This window comes from Curtobacterium sp. KBS0715 (assembly GCF_005938005.2).
Lineage (GTDB): Bacteria > Actinomycetota > Actinomycetes > Actinomycetales > Microbacteriaceae > Curtobacterium > Curtobacterium flaccumfaciens.
In genome coordinates, this window is sequence record NZ_VCCA02000001.1 from 2,603,034 (window position 1) to 2,622,748 (window position 19,715).

A 19,715-nucleotide genomic window follows, 5' to 3' on the forward strand; every position below is an offset into this window, starting at 1 on the left:
CGGTCCGGCGGGATTAGGCTTGACCACGGGTAGACGGAGACCATCTGTATGAAGAGCACGCACACGAGCATCACGTCGCTGCCGGACACACCGGAGCAGGACCGGGCGCACCGCCTGTCCCGCTACGTCTGGCAGATGGCCATCCGAGTGGTCCTCTTCATCTCCGCGGTGCTCGTGTACTCGATCTGGCACTCGTGGCTGGCGGTCATCCCGATCGTCCTGGCCGCGGTGATCCCCTGGGTCGCCGTCGTCATCGCGAACGCCGGCAGCCGGACCGAGAGCGACATGATCTCCCCCGCCGGGTCCATCGAGCTCTACGACGCCGTCGACCCGCGTCTCCGCGAACAGCAGGAGGACGCCCGGGCCCAGGCCTACCGCGACGAGCAGGACCGCCTCCGCCAGCAGGCGCAGCACGCGCAGGACGAGTGGCAGCGCAACGGCGACCGATCGAAGATGTGGGGGCCCCGCTGATGGGTGCGACGTTCGACCTGCAGACCGAACCGGGTTCGACCCCCGTCTGCTCACGCGCCGGCTGCGTGTCGACCGCCGGGTGGCGTGTGAACTGGCGCAACCCCCGGATCCACGCGATCGACCGCGTGAAGATCTGGGCCGCGTGTGAAGAGCACCGCGACTTCCTCGCCGACTACCTGCGCTCCCGCTCGTTCCCGGTGCGCGTCACCGGCATGCACGAGGACGTCGACCACCTCGACGACGAGCGCGAGTCGACCGCGGCGCCGAAGAACGACGTCGGGGTGCGCTCCACCGGCACCTCGCGATGACCGACGGCTTCGACCCGCAGTCCCGGTACGGCCGCAAGCACGCCGCCAAGCTGCAGCGCGCGTCCGCCGAGTCGGGTGCCCCGGCGCAGCAGCACGACCCCCGCGAACCGTTCGTCGGCTGGCGCTTCGTCCGGAGCCGCCGCTGGCTCGGCTACTTCGCGATCGCCGTCGCCTTCGCCGTCGTCTGCGCGCTGTTCGGCATGTGGCAGTGGGACCGGCGCAACGAGGCCGTCCGGCAGAACGAGCAGGTCGCGCAGAACTACGACCACACCCCGGTCCCCCTCGACCGCGCGCTGCCGAAGGCCTCGAGCTGGCAGGACGAGCAGGAGTGGCTCCGGGTCGCCGTGACCGGCCGCTACGACGTCGACTCGCAGCTGCTCGTGCGCAACCGCGTGCACAACGGGCAGCCCGGGTTCGAGGTCCTGACGCCCCTGGTCACGTCCGAGGGCCGCGCCTTCATCGTTGACCGCGGGTGGGTGCCGACCGGCAACGCCCAGGACGCCCCCGACCACGTGCCCGCTCCCCCGTCCGGCGAGGTCACCGCGATCGTCCGCCTGCAGCAGAGCGAACCGCGCATCCCCGGCCGCTCCGACCCGAAGGACACCGACCAGGTGCAGTCGGTCACGCTGGCCGACGTGGCGGACAAGGTCGACGACCCGATCTGGACGGGTGCGTACGGGCAGCTCGCCTCCGAGTCCCCCGCCCCGACCGAGGCCCGCCCGCTCGGCTGGGAGCGTCCGACCGCCGACACCGGGCTGCACCTGAGCTACTTCATCCAGTGGTTCCTGTTCGCCGCTGGCGGCTTCGGCTTCCTGGCGTACGTGATGGTGCAGGAGCACCGGAATCTCAACCAGGACGACCCCGAGGAGCGCGAGCGCGCCCTCGAGCGCGAACGCCGCAAGAACGCGAAGCCGAAGACCGACGCCGAGATCGAGGACGAGCTCATCGCGTCACGTCGCTGACGCGCGGCCGAGTGTGCGCGTCAGCGCACCGTGCGCACCTCGCAACCCCGTGCGCGCTTGCGCGCACCGTGCAGCGCCACAAGCGGGCACCCAACACGCAACGCCGCACCGGCCAGCGAACACGGCACCGTGCGGACGGGAGGCGCAGCGCACCACCGGCACCGCGCCTCCAGGCCGCACCGTGCGCACCTCGCAACCCCGTGCGCGCTTGCGCGCACCGTGCAGCGCCACAAGCGGGCACCCAGCCCGCGACGCCGCACCGGCCAGCGAACGCAGCACCGTGCGGACGGGAGGCGCAGCGCACCACCGGCACTGCGCCTCCAGGCCGCACCGTGCGCACCTCGCAACCCCGTGCGCGCTTGCGCGCACCGTGCAGCGCCACAAACGGGCACCCAACACGCAACGCCGCACCGGCCCGCGAACACGGCACCGTGCGGACGGGAGGCGCGGCGCTCCACCGGCACCGCGCCTCCAGGCCGCACCGTGCGCACCTCGCAACCCCGTGCGCGCTTGCGCGCACCGTGCAGCGCCACAAGCAGGCACCCAACACGCGACGCCGCACCGGCCCGCGAACGCGGCACCGTGCGGACGGGAGGCGCGGCGCTCCACCGGCACCGCGCCTCCAGGCCGCACCGTGCGCACCTCGCAACCCCGTGCGCGCTTGCGCGCACGGGGTTGCGCCACAAGCGGGCACCCAGCCCGCGAACGCAGCACCGTGCGGACGGGAGGCGCGCCGCTCCGGCTACGCGAGCTCGATGAGCTCCGCGTAGTCCTTGTTCCAGTGGTCCTCGGTACCGTCCGGTAGCAGCAGCACGCGCTCGGGGTTGAGCGCCTCGACCGCGCCGGCGTCGTGGGACACCAGGACGACCGCGCCCTCGAAGCCGGCGAGGGCATTGAGGATCTCCTCGCGCGACGCCGGGTCCAGGTTGTTCGTCGGCTCGTCGAGCAGCAGGACGTTCGCGCCGGAGACCACGATCATCGCGAGCGACAGACGGGTCTTCTCGCCACCGGACAGGACTCCGGCCTTCTTGTAGCCGTCGTCGCCGGTGAACAGGAAGGACCCGAGCACCCGACGTGCCTCGGTCTCGTTGAGGTCGGTCGACGCCGACACCATGTTCTCGATCACCGTGCGGTTGATGTCGATGTTCTCGTGCTCCTGCGCGTAGTAGCCGATGCGCAGACCGTGCCCGGGCTGGATCTCGCCCGTGTCCGGCAGGTCCGCACCCGCCAGGATGCGCAGCAGCGTCGTCTTGCCCGCGCCGTTGAAGCCGAGGATGACCACGCGCGAACCGCGGTCGATCGCCAGGTCGACACCCGCGAAGATCTCGAGCGACCCGTAGGACTTCGACAGCCCCTCGGCCATCAGCGGGGTGCGGCCGCACGGCGCCGGGGTGGGGAAGCGGATCTTCGCGACCCGGTCGGCGACGCGCTCGTCCTCCAAACCGGCGAGCAGCTTGTCGGCACGCGCGACCATCTGGTGGGCTGCCGCGGCCTTCGAGGCCTTGGCACCGAACCGGGCGGCCTGGTCCTTGAGCGTGGCGGCCTTCTTCTCGGCTCCCGCGCGCTCCTTGCGGCGACGCTCCTCGTCGGCGACGCGCTGCCGCTGGTACAGCTTCCAGCCCATGTTGTAGATGTCGATGGTCTGGCGGTTGGCGTCCAGGTAGAAGACGCGGTTCACGACCTCGTCGACGAGCTCGACGTCGTGGGAGATGATGATGACGCCACCGGGGTAGGTCTTCAGGTGCTCGCGGAGCCACACGACGGAGTCGGCGTCGAGGTGGTTGGTCGGCTCGTCGAGGATCATCGTCTCGGCGTCCGAGAACAGGATCCGGGCGAGCTCGATGCGCCGGCGCTGACCACCCGAGAGTGTCTTGAGCTGCTGGTCGAGGATGCGGTCCGGCAGCTTCAGGTTCGACGCGATCGAGGCAGCCTCGGCCTCGGCCGCGTAGCCACCGAGCGCGTTGAACTGGTCGTCGAGGCGGCTGTAGCGCCGCATCGCCTTCTCGGCCACGGCCGCGTCGTCGCTCGCCATGTCGAGGGTCGCGAGGCGGATGCCCTCCACGAGCTCACCGAGCCCACGGGCGTCGAGGATGCGCTTCCGCGCGGTCTCCTCCGGGTCGCCGGAGCGGGGGTCCTGCGGCAGGTAGCCGATCTCGCCACCGCGCTCGATCTTGCCGCCGGTGGGCTGCGTCTCGCCCGCGAGGGCCTTGGTCATCGTCGTCTTCCCCGCGCCGTTGCGGCCGACGAGTCCGATCTTGTCGCCCTTCTCGACACGGAAGGACACGTCTTCCATGAGGAGACGAGCTCCGACGCGGATCTCGAGTTCGTGCACGGCAAGCACAGTGGACGTCCAATCAGTTGGTGGGTTTGCACAACGGTGTGTGCGTGAGGTGCACCGCTACGCTGACGGGACCGATGGTTCCGAACGGAACCAGCAGTCCATTCTAGGAGAATCCATGACGAACGCCACCGGGTTCGCTCCCCGCGCAGTCCTCGCCGACCGTCTGCGCACGCACGGGCTGGCCACCGACGCCGCCCTCGTCGCCGGCGGAGCCCTGTTCACCGCCGCCATGGCGCAGCTCGAGGTCCCGATGTGGCCGGTCCCGATCACCGGGCAGACGCTCGCCGTCGTGCTCGTCGGCGCGACGCTCGGCGCACGCCGCGGCATGCTCTCGTTGCTCGTCTACGCCGTCGCCGGACTCGCGGGTGCCCCGTTCTTCGCCGACATGCAGGGCGGCCTGCAGGCCCTGGCCCTGCCGAGCTTCGGGTACGTCATCGGCTTCATCCCGGCCGCCGGGCTCGTCGGCTGGCTCGCCCGCCGCAACTGGGACCGCCACGTCGGTCGCGCGGCGGTCGCGATGCTGCTCGCGAGTGCCATCCCGTTCGTGACCGGTCTGCCGTACCTGGCCGTGGCGCTCGGCCAGCTCGGTGCCCCGAACGACGTCCAGTCGGTGCTCGCCGCCGGCCTGTACCCGTTCATCGTCGGTGGCATCGCCAAGGCGCTCATCGCCGCCGGCATCCTGCCGCTCGCGTGGAAGGCCGTCGGCCGCCGCTGACGCTTCGCACGAGAACGGCCCCGCACCGATCGGTGCGGGGCCGTTCTGCGTCCGGTGCGGTGATGAACAGTCCGTGCGGGGCCGTGCCGGGCGTCGGTCGGTCACGACTCCCCGTCGGCCGTACGCCGACTGGTCACGTTCCGTCGCCTGGAGCATCGTCAGCCGACAGAACGTGACCGCCCGGCGAACGTGAGCGGGCGGGCGCGACCACTCGGCGGCGCGCCCCGCGCGTGGCGTGCGCACAGACGGACGGGAGGCGCGGTGCCAGCTGGCACCGCGCCTCCCGTCCGTGGTGGGTCGCGACTAGATCGCGAACCCGAGGGCGCGCATCATCTCGCGTCCGTCGTCGGTGATCCGTTCCGGACCCCACGGCGGCATCCAGACCCAGTTGATCCGGAAGGCGTCCACGATGCCGTCGAGGGCGTTCGCGGTGTCACCCTCGATGACGTCGGTCAGGGGGCAGCCCGCGCTGGTGAGCGTCATGCTGATGACGAGCGCGTTGGCGTCGTCGTCCCAGGCGAGGTCGTAGATCAGGCCGAGGTCGACGATGTTCACGCCGAGCTCCGGGTCCTGGACCTCCTTCAGGCCCTCGACGACCTCGTCGAACTTGTCGGGAGCGAGTGCGGCGATCATCAGGCCTGCGCCTCGGCGGCGGCGACGGCCTGGACGTAGCGGTCGTAGCCCTCGTTCTCGAGGCGGTCGGCGAGCTCGGGGCCGCCCTGCTCCGCGATCTTGCCGGCGACGAACACGTGCACGAAGTCCGGCTTGATGTAGCGGAGGATGCGCGTGTAGTGCGTGATGAGCAGCACACCGAGGCCGGTCGCGGCCTTGGCGCGGTTGACGCCCTCGGAGACGATCTTCAACGCGTCGACGTCGAGGCCGGAGTCGGTCTCGTCGAGGACGGCGAACTTCGGCTTGAGGAGCTCGAGCTGCATGATCTCGTGGCGCTTCTTCTCGCCACCGGAGAAGCCCTCGTTGACGTTGCGCTCGGCGAACGACGAGTCCATCTTCAGGTCGGCCATCGACTGGCGGAGTTCCTTGATCCAGCCACGGAGCGCCGGAGCCTCACCGTCGATCGCCGTCTTGGCGGTGCGGAGGAAGTTCGACACCGTCACGCCGGGGATCTCGACCGGGTACTGCATCGCCAGGAACATGCCGGCACGGGCGCGCTCGTCGACGCTCATCGCGAGGACGTCCTCGCCGTCGAGGGTGATCGTGCCACCGACGACGTTGTACCGGGGGTGCCCGGCGATCGTGTACGCCAGGGTGGACTTGCCGGAGCCGTTCGGCCCCATGATCGCGTGGATCTCGCCCTCGTTGATGGTGAGGTCGACACCCTTCAGGATCTCCTTGGTGCCCTGATCGGTGTCGATCGAGACCTTGAGGTCACGGATTTCCAGAGTGGACATTGCGTTCCTTCGGTTGCAGCTGTGGTGCGGCGTCAGCCGCGGGAAGTGTTGGGGGTGCTCAGTCGACCGGGACGACGTCCTGCACGTCGACGTAGACGTCGCCGTCGCGGACCTCGACCCGGAAGACCGGGACGGGCTCGTAGGCCGGGAAGTTCTGCGGCTTGCCGGTGGTCAGCGAGAAGCGGGACCCGTGGGCCCAGCACTCCAGCGAGTCACCCTCGACGAAGCCCTCGGCCAGCGAGATGTCGCCGTGCGTGCAGGTGTCGCCGATGGCGTGGACCGTGCCGGACGAGTCCTTCACGATCGCGACCGCCGTGCCACCGACGACCACCCGCATCGGGCTGTCCACCGCGATGTCGGCTTCGGCGCAGACCTTCTCGGCCATCAGGCGCTGGCCTCCGCGCCGTCGGACTGCGTGGCGCCCGCTTCGGCCGGTGCGGCGATGACCGAACGGCCCTCGGCCAGCTCCTGCTCGACCGCGGCGATGAGGCGTTCCTCGAGCTCGGGAGCACCGATCTTCTGGATGACCTCGACCAGGAAGCCGAGCACGACGAGACGTCGGGCTTCTTCTTCCGGGACGCCGCGGGACTGCAGGTAGAACAGCTGCTCGTCGTCGAAGCGACCGGTCGCACTCGCGTGTCCGGCGCCCTCGATGTTGCCCGTCTCGATCTCGAGGTTCGGGATGCTGTCGGCACGCGTGCCGTCCGTCAGCACGAGGTTGCGGTTCTGCTCGTACGAGTCGGTGCCGTCGCCGGCGCGACCGATCAGGACGTCACCGATCCAGACGGTGTGCGCGCCCTGGCCCTGCAACGCGCCCTTGTAGTTGACCCGACCGCGCGTGTTGGGCGCGTCGTGGTTCACGTAGACCTGCTGCTCGATGTACTGGCCGGCGTCGGCGAAGTACACGCCGTACATCTCGGTGTCGGCACCCTGCGCACCGAGGTGCGTCGAGGGGTTGACCCGGATGACGTCCCCGCCGAGCGAGACCACGACGTGCTTGAGGAACGCGTCGCGGCCGACCTCGGCGAAGTGCGTCGCGACGTGCACGGCGTCGTCGTCCCAGTCCTGCAGGCTGACGACCGTCAGTCGCGAATTCTGCTGCGCGACGATCTCGACGTTCTCGCTGAGCAGGGCGCTGCCGCGGTTGTCGAGCACGACGATGCCCTGCGCGTTCGGCTCGGCCGTGATGACCGTGTGCGCGGCGCGGGGCTGCGACCCGAAGTCGGAGCGGGTCAGGGTGATGAACTCGTGTGCCTCGGTGGCCTTGATCGTGATCGCCAGCACGGCGTCACGTGCGGTCCACGCCGCGGCCGAGGCACGGTCCTCGGGCAGCCCGGCGGCGCCGACGCGGGGGTCGTCGCTGCGACCCCACTCGACGTCGGCACCCTCGGACTGGCGGGCGAGGTACGGGTAGGCGGATCCGTCGAGTCCGCCGTCCAGCAGCGGCTGGAGCTTGGCGAGCGGCGCGAACTTCCAGTTGACCTCTCGGCCGGTGACCTTCGGGAACGCCTCGACGTCGCCGGACTGGAACCGCTCGGAGCGGGTCTGGACCGGCACCTTCTTGTCGGGGGCGTCCCAGCCGCCGTCGGAGTGGGCTCCGGCGCCGTGCTGGGTGCCGCCCTGCGCTGCGGCAGCGGGCTCGATCGGCTGGTCGATGTGGGGAGGGGTGGTGCTGGACATCTAGCCGACGGATCCTTCCATGCTCATCTCGATGAGCTTGTTGAGTTCGAGTGCGTACTCCATCGGGAGCTCGCGGGCGATCGGCTCGATGAAGCCACGGACGATCATCGCCATCGCCTCGTCCTCGGCCATGCCGCGGGACATGAGGTAGAAGAGCTGCTCCTCGCTGACACGCGAGACCGTGGCCTCGTGTCCCAGCTGCACGTCGTCGACACGGATGTCGATCGCCGGGTAGGTGTCGCTCCGGCTGATCGTGTCGACCAACAGGGCGTCGCAGCGCACGGTGTTGGCGGCGTGGTGCGCGGCCGGGTCGACCCGGACCTCACCGCGGTAGCCCGCACGACCGCCACCACGGGCGATGGACTTCGAGACGATCGAGGACGTCGTGTACGGCGCCATGTGGATCATCTTCGCGCCGGCGTCCTGGTGCTGACCGGGGCCCGCGAAGGCGACGGAGAGCGTCTCGCCCTTGGCGTGCTCGCCGGCGAGGTAGATCGACGGGTACTTCATCGTGACCTTGGACCCGATGTTGCCGTCGATCCACTCCATCGTCGCGCCCTCGTGTGCGATCGCACGCTTGGTGACGAGGTTGTAGACGTTGTTCGACCAGTTCTGGATCGTCGTGTACCGGACGCGGGCGTTCTTCTTCACGATGATCTCGACGACGGCCGAGTGCAGCGAGTCGGACTTGTAGATCGGGGCGGTGCAGCCCTCGATGTAGTGGACGTACGAGTCCTCGTCCGCGATGATCAGCGTCCGCTCGAACTGGCCCATGTTCTCGGTGTTGATCCGGAAGTAGGCCTGCAGCGGGATCTCGACGTGGACGCCCTTGGGGACGTAGACGAACGAGCCACCGGACCAGACGGCCGTGTTCAGCGCGGCGAACTTGTTGTCGCCGGCCGGGATCACGGTGCCGAAGTACTCCTCGAACAGCTCCGGGTGCTCACGGAGCGCCGTGTCGGTGTCCATGAAGATGACGCCCTGCTGCTCCAGGTCCTCGCGGATCTGGTGGTAGACGACCTCCGACTCGTACTGCGCGGCGACACCGGCGACGAGGCGCTGGCGCTCGGCCTCGGGGATGCCGAGCTTCTCGTAGGTCGCACGGATGTCCTCGGGGAGGTCCTCCCACGACTGCGCCTGCTTCTCGGTGGAGCGCACGAAGTACTTGATGTTGTCGAAGTCGATGCCCGTCAGGTCGGCACCCCACGTCGGCATCGGCTTGCGGCCGAAGAGCGACAGCCCCTTGAGGCGGTTCTTCAGCATCCACTCGGGCTCGTCCTTGAGGTTCGAGATGTCGGTGACGACCTCTTCCGAGATCCCACGACGGGCGGAGGACCCTGCCGAGTCGGAGTCGGACCAGCCGAACTCGTATTGGCCGAGCCCTTCGAGCTCGGGACGGTCGATGAGCACGTCGGACATGGTCTCCTCGTTTCCTTCTCGCGGGACAGCGTTACAGGTGTGAACCCGTGGCGTCTGGACGCCATTCCACCGCGGACCGCTGACATGCGGACCCGGTGCTGCTCCCTCGCAACGACAATGGTTCCACGCAGTCCGTGGAGTGATCGGCGATCTCGGCCCATTCGGAGCCGGCGCCTGCCTAGACTTGACTGCTGCTGAACCCTCGAATCCTACAGGTTCACTGCACGGAACAACAGGAAGGCACCACCCTCGTGACACGCGTCGGATCCCCCGTCGAGCAGGATCTCCGGACCGGACGGTGGTGGTCGCTCCCCCGCGTGGTCGACCGTCGCGTGGTCGCCCTGGCCTGGGCGTCCTTCGTGGTCGAGGTCGTGCTGATCGGCACCGGAGGCCTCGTGCGCCTCACCGCCTCGGGCCTCGGATGCCCCACCTGGCCCAAGTGCACGGCGGATTCGCTCGTCTCCACGCCGGAGATGGGCATCCACGGCATCATCGAGTTCGGCAACCGTCTGCTCACCTTCGTGCTCGTGATCGTGGCCGTCGCGATGTTCCTCGCGGTCGTCCGGATGCTCCGCACGCGCCCCGAACTCTTCTGGCTGGCGTTCGCTCAGGGCGTCGCGATCCCCGTGCAGGCCGTCATCGGCGGCATGAGCGTCTGGACGAACCTGAACCCCTTCGTGGTCGGGCTGCACTTCGTCGTCTCCGCCGCCCTCACCTCGGTGACCGCTGCGCTGGTCTACCGCACCACGCACGGCCCGCGCACCGCCCAGCGGCTCGTCCCAGGCTGGTACACGGGTGTCGTCCGCGGCACCGTCGCCGCCGTCGTCGTGACCGTCCTCGTCGGCATCCTGACCACCGGCAGCGGCCCGCACGCCGGAGCCGACGCCGCCGTCGACGGTGGACGCCTGCACCGCACCGGGTTCGACCCCGCGGTCATGGAGCACGTGCACGCCTGGCCGGCGTACGCCCTCTTCGCCCTGACCCTGGTGCTCGTCATCGGAGCCGTCCGCCTGGGTCGCCCGAGCAAGTGGCCGCTGCTGCTGCTCGTCGTCGAGTTCCTGCAGATCGCGGTCGGCCTCACGCAGGCACGGACGGGTCTGCCCGTCGGTCTCGTCGGCACCCACATGGTGCTCGCCGGGCTGCTCGTCGGTGCGGTGACCGCCGTGGTGCTGTCGACGCGGGCCTCGGCCGGCCGAGACGCCGTCCGGGAACCCATCGACGCCTGACGCCCGGGCGCGTCGCGCGCTCGACACCCGTTCTCCGACACCCCACGAGTCGTTCGACTCGTGGGGTGTCGCGTTCGTGGTGGGCCTGGACGGGAGGGCGCCGCGGTCCGCGCCCCGCGGCCGACGCCGGCGACACCGGACAGGAGGCCCGTGGCGGGCCCGCACCGTGCCTCCAGTCCGCCCCGTGCCCGACGCAGGACGCCGGTGCCCTGCCGATACGCCGCCGAACGCGCGAGACGCCCCCGGATTCGGCGGCGTCTCGGCGGGTTGGCGGCGTCGTACCCACACGACGGCGTCAACAGGACGCGACGGCGTCGTGCGGACCGAGCGCGCGCGGGCGCCCGCTCGACCGCCTAGAAGGTGAAGACCTGCGGCAGCAGCGGGTCGATGCCCACGGCGATGAAGAGCAGCGTCAGGTACGTGATCGAGCTGTGGAAGACCCGCATCGGCTGCACGTGCTCGACGTGCTGGATGGCCCGCGAGTACAGGCGGTGGGACTCGACGACGAACCAGATGCCGCCGGCCAGCGCGACGACCGTGTAGAGCGGCCCCATGTGCCCGACCGGGATGAGCAGCAGCGAGCAGACGAGCGTCGCCCAGGCGTACAGCACGACCTGCAGGCCGACGACGGTACGGCCACGGACCACGGCGAGCATCGGCACGTCGGCCGCGTCGTAGTCGTCGCGGTACTTCATCGACAGCGGCCAGTAGTGCGGCGGCGTCCAGAGGAAGATCACCATGAACAGGATGACCGGGGTCCAGGTCAGCGACCCGGTGACGCCCGCCCAGCCGATGAGCACGGGCATGCAGCCGGCCGAGCCGCCCCAGACGATGTTCTGCGGGGTGCGGCGCTTGAGCCACAGCGTGTAGACGAACACGTAGATGAGGATCGCGATGACGCTCAGCGCCGCCGCGAGCCAGTTCACCAGGAACCCGAGCACCGCGGTCGACAGGATGCCGAGCACCCACGAGAACACGAGGGCCTCGCGATCGGACAGTTCACCGGTGACGAGCGGGCGGGTGCTGGTCCGCTTCATCAGCCGGTCGATGTCGCGGTCGATGTAGCAGTTGAAGGCCGACGCCGAACCGGCCGACATCGCTCCGCCGAGCATCGTCCAGAAGACGAGCCACAGGTCGGGGACGCCACGTTCGGCGAGGAACATCGTCGGCGCCGTGGTGACGAGCAGCAGCTCCATCACGCGCGGCTTCGTCAACGAGACGTACGCACGGACCTTGCGGGACAGCGGCGATCGGGGTCGATCGGTGTCGGGCCGGGTCACGGTGGCAGTCGGCAAGAGAACCTCAGTCTGTTCGCATCAGCTCGCACACTCGGTGGACGACTGCGACGGCGTCCGGGCATGCGCTGACCCGGAATGTCCACGGGTCCCGATCAGTTTACGGGATGGAAGCGCCGCGACGGTGCCCCGCTCCGACATCCCGGCGTGATCCGGACGCGTTCGACACGCCCGGATCGACCGTCGACGGCCACCCCGGTGTGAACATCGGGGGTCACCTGAACCCCTTCTGAGTACCGGGTCACTATGCTGGACACGCCCTCCCGCAGTGCGCGCCCCGATGACGTCGGCCGCGATGAGCCGGTCGGCCGCCGCTAGACGGCGACACGACTCGGCCCCGGGATGGCCACATGTCCGTGCGATGGCACGAGCCCTCGCACATGTCGCATCAAGAAGGGTCAACATCCAAGTGGCTGAATTCACCTGGGACGCCATCGACCGGAAGGCCGTCGACACGGCCCGCGTTCTCGCCGCCGACTCGGTCGAGGCCGCCGGCAACGGTCACCCCGGCACCGCGATGAGCCTCGCTCCGCTCGCCCACCTGCTCTTCCAGAAGGTGATGCGTCGCGACCCGAGCGACTCCACCTGGATCGGCCGCGACCGCTTCATCCTCTCCGCCGGTCACGCCTCGATCCTCCAGTACGTGCAGTTCTACCTGCACGGCTACGGGCTCGAGATCGACGACCTGCAGCACCTGCGCAAGTGGGGCTCGAAGACCCCGGGTCACCCGGAGTACGGCCACACCGACGGTGTCGAGATCACCACGGGCCCGCTCGGCCAGGGCCTCGCGTCCTCGGTCGGCTTCGCCTACGCCCAGCGCTTCGAGCGCGGCCTGTTCGACCCGGAGACCCCGGCCGGCCAGTCGCCGTTCGACCACTACACCTACGTGATCGCCGGCGACGGTGACATGCAGGAAGGCGTGACGAACGAGTCCGGCTCGCTCGCCGGCCGTCAGCAGCTCGGCAACCTCATCGCGTTCTACGACTCGAACCAGATCTCGATCGAGGACAACACCGACATCGCGTTCTCCGAGAGCGTCGCCGACCGCTACGAGGCGCTCGGCTGGCACGTCCAGATCGTCGACTGGAAGAAGACCGGCGAGTACTCCGAGGACGTCGAGGAGCTCCACGCCGCGATCGAGGCCGCCAAGCAGGTCACCGACAAGCCGTCGCTCATCGTCCTCAAGACGATCATCGGCTGGCCGTCGCCGACCAAGCAGAACTCGGGCAAGATCCACGGTTCGGCGCTCGGCGCCGACGAGATCAAGGGCCTCAAGGAGATCCTCGGCTTCGACACCGACAAGACCTTCGAGGTCGCCCCCGAGGTCCTCGAGTACACCCGCGGCGCCGTCGCCAAGGGCCAGGCCGAGCACGCCGAGTGGCAGAAGTCCTTCGACGCGTGGGCCGCGGCCAACGCCGACAAGAAGGCACTGTTCGACCGTGTCCAGTCGAAGGAGCTCCCGGAGGGCCTCGAAGCAGCGCTCCCGGTCTTCCCGACCGACAAGGCCGTCTCGACCCGTGCCGCCTCCGGCAAGGTCATCAACGCCATCGCGCCGCTGATGCCCGAGTTCTGGGGCGGTTCCGCCGACCTCGCCGAGTCGAACCTCACCACGATCGACGGCGCCAAGTCCTTCGGTCCGGCCGAGGCCTCGACGTCGACGTGGAGCACCGACCCGTACGGCCGCGTGCTGCACTTCGGCATCCGCGAGCACGCCATGGGCTCGATCCTGAACGGCATCGTCCTGCACGGGAACACCCGCCCCTTCGGTGGCACGTTCCTCATCTTCAGCGACTACATGCGTCCGGCGGTCCGTCTCGCCGCACTCATGCAGGCGCCGGCGATCTACGTCTGGACCCACGACTCCATCGCCCTCGGCGAGGACGGCCCGACGCACCAGCCGATCGAGCAGGTCTCCTCGCTCCGTGCGATCCCCGGTCTCGACGTCGTCCGCCCGGCCGACGCCAACGAGGTCGCGTACGCGTGGCTCGAGATGCTCAAGCACACCGACCGCCCGGCCGGCATCGCGCTGAGCCGTCAGAACCTCCCCGTGTTCGAGCGTGGCGAGGGTGACGCCTCCGGTGAGGTCTTCGCCTCGGCGAAGAACGTCGCCAAGGGTGCGTACATCCTGGCCGAGGCGCCCAACGGCACCCCGGACGTCATCCTCATCGCGACCGGTTCCGAGGTCCAGATCGCGGTCGAGGCACGCGAGCAGCTCAAGGCCGAGGGCATCAACGCCCGCGTCGTGAGCGCCCCGTCGATCGAGTGGTTCCGCGCCCAGTCCGAGAACTACCAGGACCAGGTGCTCCCGAAGGACGTCACCGCTCGCGTGTCGGTCGAGGCCGGCATCGCCATGAGCTGGCGCGACATCGTCGGCGACAACGGCCGCAGCGTCTCGATCGAGCACTTCGGTGCCTCGGCCGACTACCAGACGCTCTTCAAGGAGTTCGGCTTCACGACGGAGCACGTCGTGGCCGCCGCGAAGGAATCGATCGCAGCTTCCTGACCTGCAAGGGCCGGGTCCGGTTTCCGGATCCGGCCCTTCTTCCGGGAGGCCCGGCTCGGTTCCGCCACGGGCCTCCCGTCCCCGAAACCCCGACTCACGGTCCTCACGGACCCGTCGATGAAAGAAGAAGAGAAACACATGGCTGAGAACACCCCCACCGCCGCCCTCTCCGCGGTCGGCGTGAGCATCTGGCTCGACGACCTCTCCCGCGAGCTCCTCGAGACCGGCAAGCTCACCGAGCTCATCGAGCAGAAGAACGTCGTCGGTGTGACGACCAACCCGACGATCTTCGCGTCGGCCCTCGCCAAGGGTGAGCGCTACGACTCGCAGGTCAAGGAGCTCGCCGCTGCGGGCACCGACGTCACCGACGCGATCTTCGAGATCACCACGCAGGACGTCGCGAACGCCTCCGACGTCTTCAAGCCGATCTACGACGAGACCAAGGGCTTCGACGGCCGCGTCTCGATCGAGGTCGAGCCGGGCCTCGCGCACGACACCGCCAAGACCATCGAGCAGGCCAAGTTCCTGTTCGAGAAGGTCGGCAAGGAGAACGTCCTCATCAAGATCCCGGCGACGCTCGAGGGTCTCGAGGCGATCACCGAGGTGATCGGCGCCGGCATCTCCGTCAACGTCACCCTGATCTTCTCGCTCGAGCGCTACCGCGCCGTGATCGACGCCTACCTCGGTGGGCTCGAGAAGGCCAAGGCCGCCGGCCACGACCTCTCCAAGATCCACTCGGTCGCGTCCTTCTTCGTGTCGCGCGTCGACTCCGAGATCGACAAGCGCCTGGACGCCGTCGGCACCGACGAGGCCAAGGCCCTCAAGTCGAAGGCCGGCATCGCCAACGCGCAGCTCGCCTACCAGGTCTGGACCGAGGCGTTCGCCTCCGAGCGTGCCCTCGGCCTGCTCGAGTCCGGCGCCAACACGCAGCGTCCGCTCTGGGCCTCGACCGGTGTCAAGGACCCGTCGCTCCCCGACACGCTCTACGTGACCGAGCTCGCCGCCCCGAACACCGTCAACACGATGCCGGGCAAGACGCTGGACGCCACGTTCGACCACGGTGAGATCCACGGCGACGCCATCGCCGGCACGTTCGACCAGGCGCAGCAGGTCCTCGACCAGCTGGCCGCACAGGGCGTCGACTACGACGAGGTCGTCGCACTGCTCGAGAAGGAGGGCGTGGACAAGTTCATCGTCTCCTGGGGCGAGCTCGTCGACACCGTCAAGGCAGCGCTCGAGGGCGCCAAGTAGTGACGGTTTCCATCGCAGCCAGCGGCGACGCCGCGCGGGCCATCGAACAGGTGGTCCCGCGGCTCGTCGCTGACCTGGTGGCCTCGGGCATCACCGCCCAGGACGCCGATCTGTGGGGAACCGCCGCCGAGGCCGAGGCGTCGAAGCGCCTCGGCTGGGTGGAGGCCGTCTCGGTCTCCCGCCCGCTCGTCGCCGAGGTGACCGCGCTGCGCGAGTCGCTCCGTGCCGAAGGGGTCGACCACGTCGTCCTCGCCGGCATGGGCGGCTCGTCCCTCGCACCCGAGGTCATCACGCGCACCGCCGGCGTGCCCCTCACGGTCCTCGACTCGACCGACCCCGCACAGGTCCGCGCGGCCGTGACGACCGACCTCGAGCGCACGGTGCTCGTGGTCTCGTCGAAGTCCGGCTCGACCCTCGAGACCGATTCGCAGCGTCGTGTCTACGAGCAGGCCTTCCGCGACGCCGGCATCGACCCCGCCCGCCGCATCGTCGTCGTCACCGACCCGGGCTCCGCGCTCGAGGCCGCTGCGATCGACGCCGGGTACCGCGTCTTCACCGCCGACCCCACGGTCGGCGGACGCTACTCCGCGCTCACCGCCTTCGGCCTCGTGCCGTCCGGGCTCGCGGGAGCGGACATCGCCGAGCTCCTCGACGAGGCCGACGCGATCTCCGCGCTGCTCTCGGTCGACCTGGACGAGAACCCCGGGCTCGTGCTCGGTGCGGTCCTCGCCGGCACCGAGCCGCTGCGCGACAAGATCGCCATCGTGCCCGACGGCACGCACATCGTCGGTTTCGGCGACTGGGTCGAACAGCTGATCGCGGAGTCGACCGGCAAGGACGGCCGTGGCCTGCTGCCCGTCGTGCTGCACACTGACTCCCCCGAGGTCACCGCCGGCCTGCCCGACGTCCAGGTCATCCGCCTGGTCGGTTCGCGCGAGGACGAGCGTCACGTGGCCGAGGGCGAGGTCGAGATCACCGGCACGCTCGGTGGCCAGATCCTCGTCTGGGAGTACGCCGTCGCGGTCGCCGGTCGCCTGCTCGGCATCAACCCGTTCGACCAGCCCGACGTCGAGGCCGCCAAGGTCGCGACCCGCGCGCTGCTCGACGACCGCCCCGCTCCTGCGGAGCCGGCGTTCTCCGAGGACGGCATCGCCGTCCGCGCGACGCCAGGACTCGCGGTCGGTGCGACGCTCTCGGAAGCCGTGTCGGGCCTCCTGTCCGCGCTCGACCCGACCGGCTACGTGTCGGTGCAGGCGTATGTGGACCGCACCACGAACAGCGGCCTCGAGTCGCTGCGCGACGCGATCGCGGCGCGCACGGAGCGACCCGTCACCTTCGGGTACGGTCCGCGGTTCCTGCACTCGACCGGCCAGTACCACAAGGGCGGCCCCGCCACGGGAGTGTTCCTGCAGATCGTGGCCGACGAAACAGACGACCTGGCGATCCCGGGTCGGCCGTTCACGTTCGGGCAGCTCCTCCGGGCCCAGGCAGCCGGCGACGCGAGTGTCCTCGCGGAGCACGGCCGGCCGGTCCTCACCCTCACGACGTCGGACGTCCACGCCGCCACCACGGCGATCGCCTCCGCCGTCTCCCACTGACTCGTAAGGAGTTCACCGACTCATGTCACCGGTGGCAATCACCCCGGAGCACAACCCGCTCCGGCTGCCGACGGATCGTCGACTGAACCGGATCGCGGGACCGAGCACGCTCATCATCTTCGGCGTGACGGGCGACCTGTCACGCAAGAAGCTGATGCCCGCGGTCTACGACCTGGCCAACCGGGGGCTCCTGCCCCCGGGGTTCGCGCTCGTCGGGTTCGCTCGTCGCGACTGGGAGGACCAAGACTTCTCCCAGCTCGTCCACGACGCCGTCAAGGAACACTCCCGCACCCCGTTCGACGAGGACGTCTGGCGTCAGCTCGAACAGGGCATCCGCTTCGTGCAGGGCTCGTTCGACGACCCCGAGGCGTTCCGCGAGCTCAAGCGCACCGTCGACGACCTCGACGCCGAGCGCGGCACGCTGGGCAACCACGCGTTCTACCTGTCGATCCCGCCGAAGATGTTCCCGGTCGTCACCGAGCAGCTGAAGCTGTCCGGGCTGACCGAGAAGCGCGAGGGCTCCTGGAGCCGCGTCGTCGTCGAGAAGCCGTTCGGCTCCGACCTCCGCACCGCGCGCGAGCTCAACGCGATCGTCGAGAGCGTCTTCGCGCCCGACGACGTGTTCCGCATCGACCACTACCTCGGCAAGGAGACCGTCCAGAACCTCCTGACGCTCCGGTTCGCGAACCAGATGTACGAACCCATCTGGAACTCGAACTACGTCGACCACGTGCAGATCACGATGGCCGAGGACATCGGCGTCGCCGGGCGTGCCGCGTACTACGACGGCATCGGTGCGGCGCGCGACGTCATCCAGAACCACCTGCTGCAGCTCCTCGCGCTCACCGCGATGGAGGAGCCCGTCTCGTTCAAGGCCGCCGACCTGCGTGCCGAGAAGGAGAAGGTGCTCTCCGCCGTGCGCCTGCCCGAGGACCTGTCGACCGCCACCGCCCGCGGGCAGTACGACGGCGGATGGCAGGGCGGCGAGAAGGTGCTCGGCTTCCTCGAAGAGGCCGGGATGAACCCCGAGTCCGGCACCGAGACCTACGCGGCGATCAAGCTCGACATCGCCACGCGCCGCTGGCAGGGCGTGCCGTTCTACCTGCGCGCCGGCAAGCGTCTCGGTCGTCGTGTGACCGAGATCGCGATCGTGTTCAAGCGCGTCCCCGAGGACGTCTACGGCAACACGCAGTCCCCGCTCGGTCAGAACGCGCTCGTCATCCGTGTCCAGCCGGACGAGGGCGTCACGCTCCGCTTCGGCTCGAAGGTCCCCGGCGTCGGCACCCAGGTGCGCGACGTGACGATGGACTTCGGCTACGGCCACGCGTTCACCGAGGCATCCCCCGAGGCGTACGAGCGACTCATCCTCGACGTGCTCCTCGGCGACCCGCCGCTGTTCCCGCGGCACCAGGAGGTCGAGCTGTCCTGGAAGATCCTCGACCCCATCGAGGAGTTCTGGGCCACGCAGGGCCAGCCCGAGCAGTACCGTCCCGGCACGTGGGGCCCGGCATCCGCCGACGCCCTGCTCGCCCGCGACGGTCGGACCTGGAGGCGTCCGTGAAGATCGACATGCCCGACACCACGGTGTCGAAGATCCAGAAGAAGCTCGTCCGCATCCGCGAAGAGGGCGGCGCCGTCGCCCTCGGCCGCGTGCTGACCCTCATCATCTCGACGGCCCTCGGCCACGAGGAAGAGGCGATCGAGGCGGCGAACGAGGCGTCCCGCGAGCACCCGATGCGCGTGATCATCGTCTCGAAGAACAGCGGTGACACGAAGTCCCCCGGCCGCCTCGACGCGCAGATCCGCGTCGGCAGCGACGCGGGAGCGAGCGAGGTCATCGTCCTCCGTGCGTACGGCGAGACCGCGACCGACGAGGAGAGCCTGGTCACCGGCCTCCTGCTGCCGGACGCACCCGTCGTGGCCTGGTGGCCGCAGACCGCTCCCGAGCAGCCCGCGGCGTCGGCCCTCGGCCGCATCGCGCAGCGACGGATCACCGACGCGGCCGCGCAGAAGGACCCGAACGGCGCGATCGAGGCGCTCGGTGCGTCCTACGTGCCGGGCGACACCGACTTCGCGTGGACCCGTCTGACCCTGTGGCGGAACCAGCTCGCCGCGGCGCTCGACCAGCCGCCGTACGAGCCGATCACCGCGGTCGAGGTCTCCGGAGCGTCCGACAGCCCGTCGACGATCCTCCTTGCCGCCTGGCTCCAGCTGCAGCTCCGGGTACCGGTGTCCGTCGTCACGTCGCCGCGCGCGACGGGGTCGAGCGGCATCCACGGCGTGAAGCTCGTGCGCGAGTCCGGCACCATCGAGCTCGAGCGGTCCCTGGTGGACGTCGCCACGCTCTCGATGCCCGGGCAGCCGACGCACGACCTGTCGCTGCCACGCCGCAACCTGCGCGACTGCCTGGCCGAGGAACTCCGTAGACTCGACCCGGACGTCCTCTTCGGAGACGTCGTCAAGCACGGGGTGCCCCAGCTGCGCGAGACCATCGCCCGCTGATCAACACCCCACACGGTCGGGCCGCCTGTCTGCTG

Annotated in this window: 17 protein-coding genes; 10 read left to right on the forward strand and 7 right to left on the reverse strand. The window is 69.6% G+C overall.

Annotated elements, in window-relative coordinates:
- The first annotated feature begins 48 nt into the window (after positions 1 to 48).
- Genes FFG40_RS12470 through FFG40_RS12480 form a run of 3 tightly spaced genes read left to right on the forward strand, consistent with a single transcriptional unit; the run spans position 49 to position 1,741 of the window.
- Positions 49 to 471, forward strand: coding sequence for a DUF3099 domain-containing protein (locus FFG40_RS12470; RefSeq protein WP_051596733.1), 423 nt, complete (start codon positions 49 to 51; stop codon positions 469 to 471).
- The gene (locus FFG40_RS12475) at positions 471 to 779 is read left to right on the forward strand and encodes a hypothetical protein (RefSeq protein WP_371830589.1); all 309 of its coding nucleotides are present in this window, start codon (positions 471 to 473) and stop codon (positions 777 to 779) included. The genes FFG40_RS12470 and FFG40_RS12475 overlap by 1 nt, the downstream gene beginning before the upstream one ends.
- Complete coding sequence (locus FFG40_RS12480) at positions 776 to 1,741, forward strand: SURF1 family protein (RefSeq protein WP_138803547.1); 966 nt, start codon at positions 776 to 778, stop codon at positions 1,739 to 1,741. Before FFG40_RS12475 ends, FFG40_RS12480 begins: the two co-directional genes overlap by 4 nt.
- Before the next feature lie 742 nt (positions 1,742 to 2,483).
- Here the strand turns inward: FFG40_RS12480 and FFG40_RS12485 are convergent.
- Positions 2,484 to 4,082, reverse strand: a complete 1,599-nt coding sequence (locus FFG40_RS12485; RefSeq protein ID WP_138803548.1) for an ABC-F family ATP-binding cassette domain-containing protein — start codon at positions 4,080 to 4,082, stop codon at positions 2,484 to 2,486.
- Positions 4,083 to 4,197: 115 nt separating this feature from the next.
- Here FFG40_RS12485 and FFG40_RS12490 point away from each other — a divergent pair, with 115 nt between their 5' ends.
- Entirely contained in the window at positions 4,198 to 4,797 is a 600-nt protein-coding gene (locus FFG40_RS12490) for a biotin transporter BioY (RefSeq protein ID WP_111023032.1), read from the forward strand.
- Positions 4,798 to 5,100: 303 nt separating this feature from the next.
- Here FFG40_RS12490 and FFG40_RS12495 read toward each other — a convergent pair whose 3' ends face one another.
- The 5 genes from FFG40_RS12495 to sufB are packed head-to-tail and all read right to left on the reverse strand — an operon-like array spanning position 5,101 to position 9,305.
- Positions 5,101 to 5,430, reverse strand: coding sequence for a metal-sulfur cluster assembly factor (locus tag FFG40_RS12495; RefSeq protein ID WP_017887270.1), 330 nt, complete (start codon positions 5,428 to 5,430; stop codon positions 5,101 to 5,103).
- Positions 5,430 to 6,206, reverse strand: a complete 777-nt coding sequence (sufC, locus tag FFG40_RS12500; protein ID WP_017887269.1) for a Fe-S cluster assembly ATPase SufC — start codon at positions 6,204 to 6,206, stop codon at positions 5,430 to 5,432. The genes FFG40_RS12495 and sufC overlap by 1 nt, the downstream gene beginning before the upstream one ends.
- A 58-nt stretch (positions 6,207 to 6,264) precedes the next feature.
- Positions 6,265 to 6,591 (reverse strand): non-heme iron oxygenase ferredoxin subunit, encoded by a 327-nt coding sequence (locus FFG40_RS12505; protein WP_017887268.1) that lies wholly within the window; start codon positions 6,589 to 6,591, stop codon positions 6,265 to 6,267.
- Complete coding sequence (sufD, locus tag FFG40_RS12510; protein WP_260678870.1) at positions 6,591 to 7,886, reverse strand: Fe-S cluster assembly protein SufD; 1,296 nt, start codon at positions 7,884 to 7,886, stop codon at positions 6,591 to 6,593. The genes FFG40_RS12505 and sufD overlap by 1 nt, the downstream gene beginning before the upstream one ends.
- Positions 7,887 to 9,305: a Fe-S cluster assembly protein SufB gene (gene sufB / locus FFG40_RS12515; protein ID WP_071403757.1), complete on the reverse strand. Its 1,419-nt coding sequence runs from the start codon at positions 9,303 to 9,305 to the stop codon at positions 7,887 to 7,889.
- A gap of 251 nt (positions 9,306 to 9,556) precedes the next feature.
- On the opposite strand from sufB, the gene FFG40_RS12520 reads away from it, so the two are divergent.
- On the forward strand, positions 9,557 to 10,531 hold the full coding sequence (locus FFG40_RS12520) for a heme A synthase (protein ID WP_051596734.1): 975 nt from the start codon (positions 9,557 to 9,559) through the stop codon (positions 10,529 to 10,531).
- A 353-nt stretch (positions 10,532 to 10,884) separates the two neighbouring features.
- Here FFG40_RS12520 and FFG40_RS12525 read toward each other — a convergent pair whose 3' ends face one another.
- Positions 10,885 to 11,811 carry a heme o synthase gene (locus tag FFG40_RS12525; protein ID WP_071403755.1) on the reverse strand — a complete coding sequence of 309 codons (927 nt, stop codon included), beginning with the start codon at positions 11,809 to 11,811 and terminating at the stop codon, positions 10,885 to 10,887.
- Between the two features lie 424 nt (positions 11,812 to 12,235).
- On the opposite strand from FFG40_RS12525, the gene tkt reads away from it, so the two are divergent.
- The 5 genes from tkt to FFG40_RS12550 all read left to right on the forward strand — a co-directional run bounded on the left by tkt (position 12,236) and on the right by FFG40_RS12550 (position 19,680).
- Positions 12,236 to 14,329 (forward strand): transketolase, encoded by a 2,094-nt coding sequence (tkt, locus tag FFG40_RS12530; protein ID WP_138803549.1) that lies wholly within the window; start codon positions 12,236 to 12,238, stop codon positions 14,327 to 14,329.
- Positions 14,330 to 14,467: 138 nt separating this feature from the next.
- The gene (tal, locus tag FFG40_RS12535) at positions 14,468 to 15,580 is read left to right on the forward strand and encodes a transaldolase (RefSeq protein ID WP_027465681.1); all 1,113 of its coding nucleotides are present in this window, start codon (positions 14,468 to 14,470) and stop codon (positions 15,578 to 15,580) included.
- Positions 15,580 to 17,178: a glucose-6-phosphate isomerase gene (locus FFG40_RS12540; RefSeq protein WP_138803550.1), complete on the forward strand. Its 1,599-nt coding sequence runs from the start codon at positions 15,580 to 15,582 to the stop codon at positions 17,176 to 17,178. The genes tal and FFG40_RS12540 overlap by 1 nt, the downstream gene beginning before the upstream one ends.
- Before the next feature lie 22 nt (positions 17,179 to 17,200).
- Positions 17,201 to 18,739, forward strand: coding sequence for a glucose-6-phosphate dehydrogenase (gene zwf / locus FFG40_RS12545; RefSeq protein WP_027465683.1), 1,539 nt, complete (start codon positions 17,201 to 17,203; stop codon positions 18,737 to 18,739).
- Entirely contained in the window at positions 18,736 to 19,680 is a 945-nt protein-coding gene (locus FFG40_RS12550; protein ID WP_071244913.1) for a glucose-6-phosphate dehydrogenase assembly protein OpcA, read from the forward strand. The genes zwf and FFG40_RS12550 overlap by 4 nt, the downstream gene beginning before the upstream one ends.
- Positions 19,681 to 19,715: the final 35 nt, after the last annotated feature.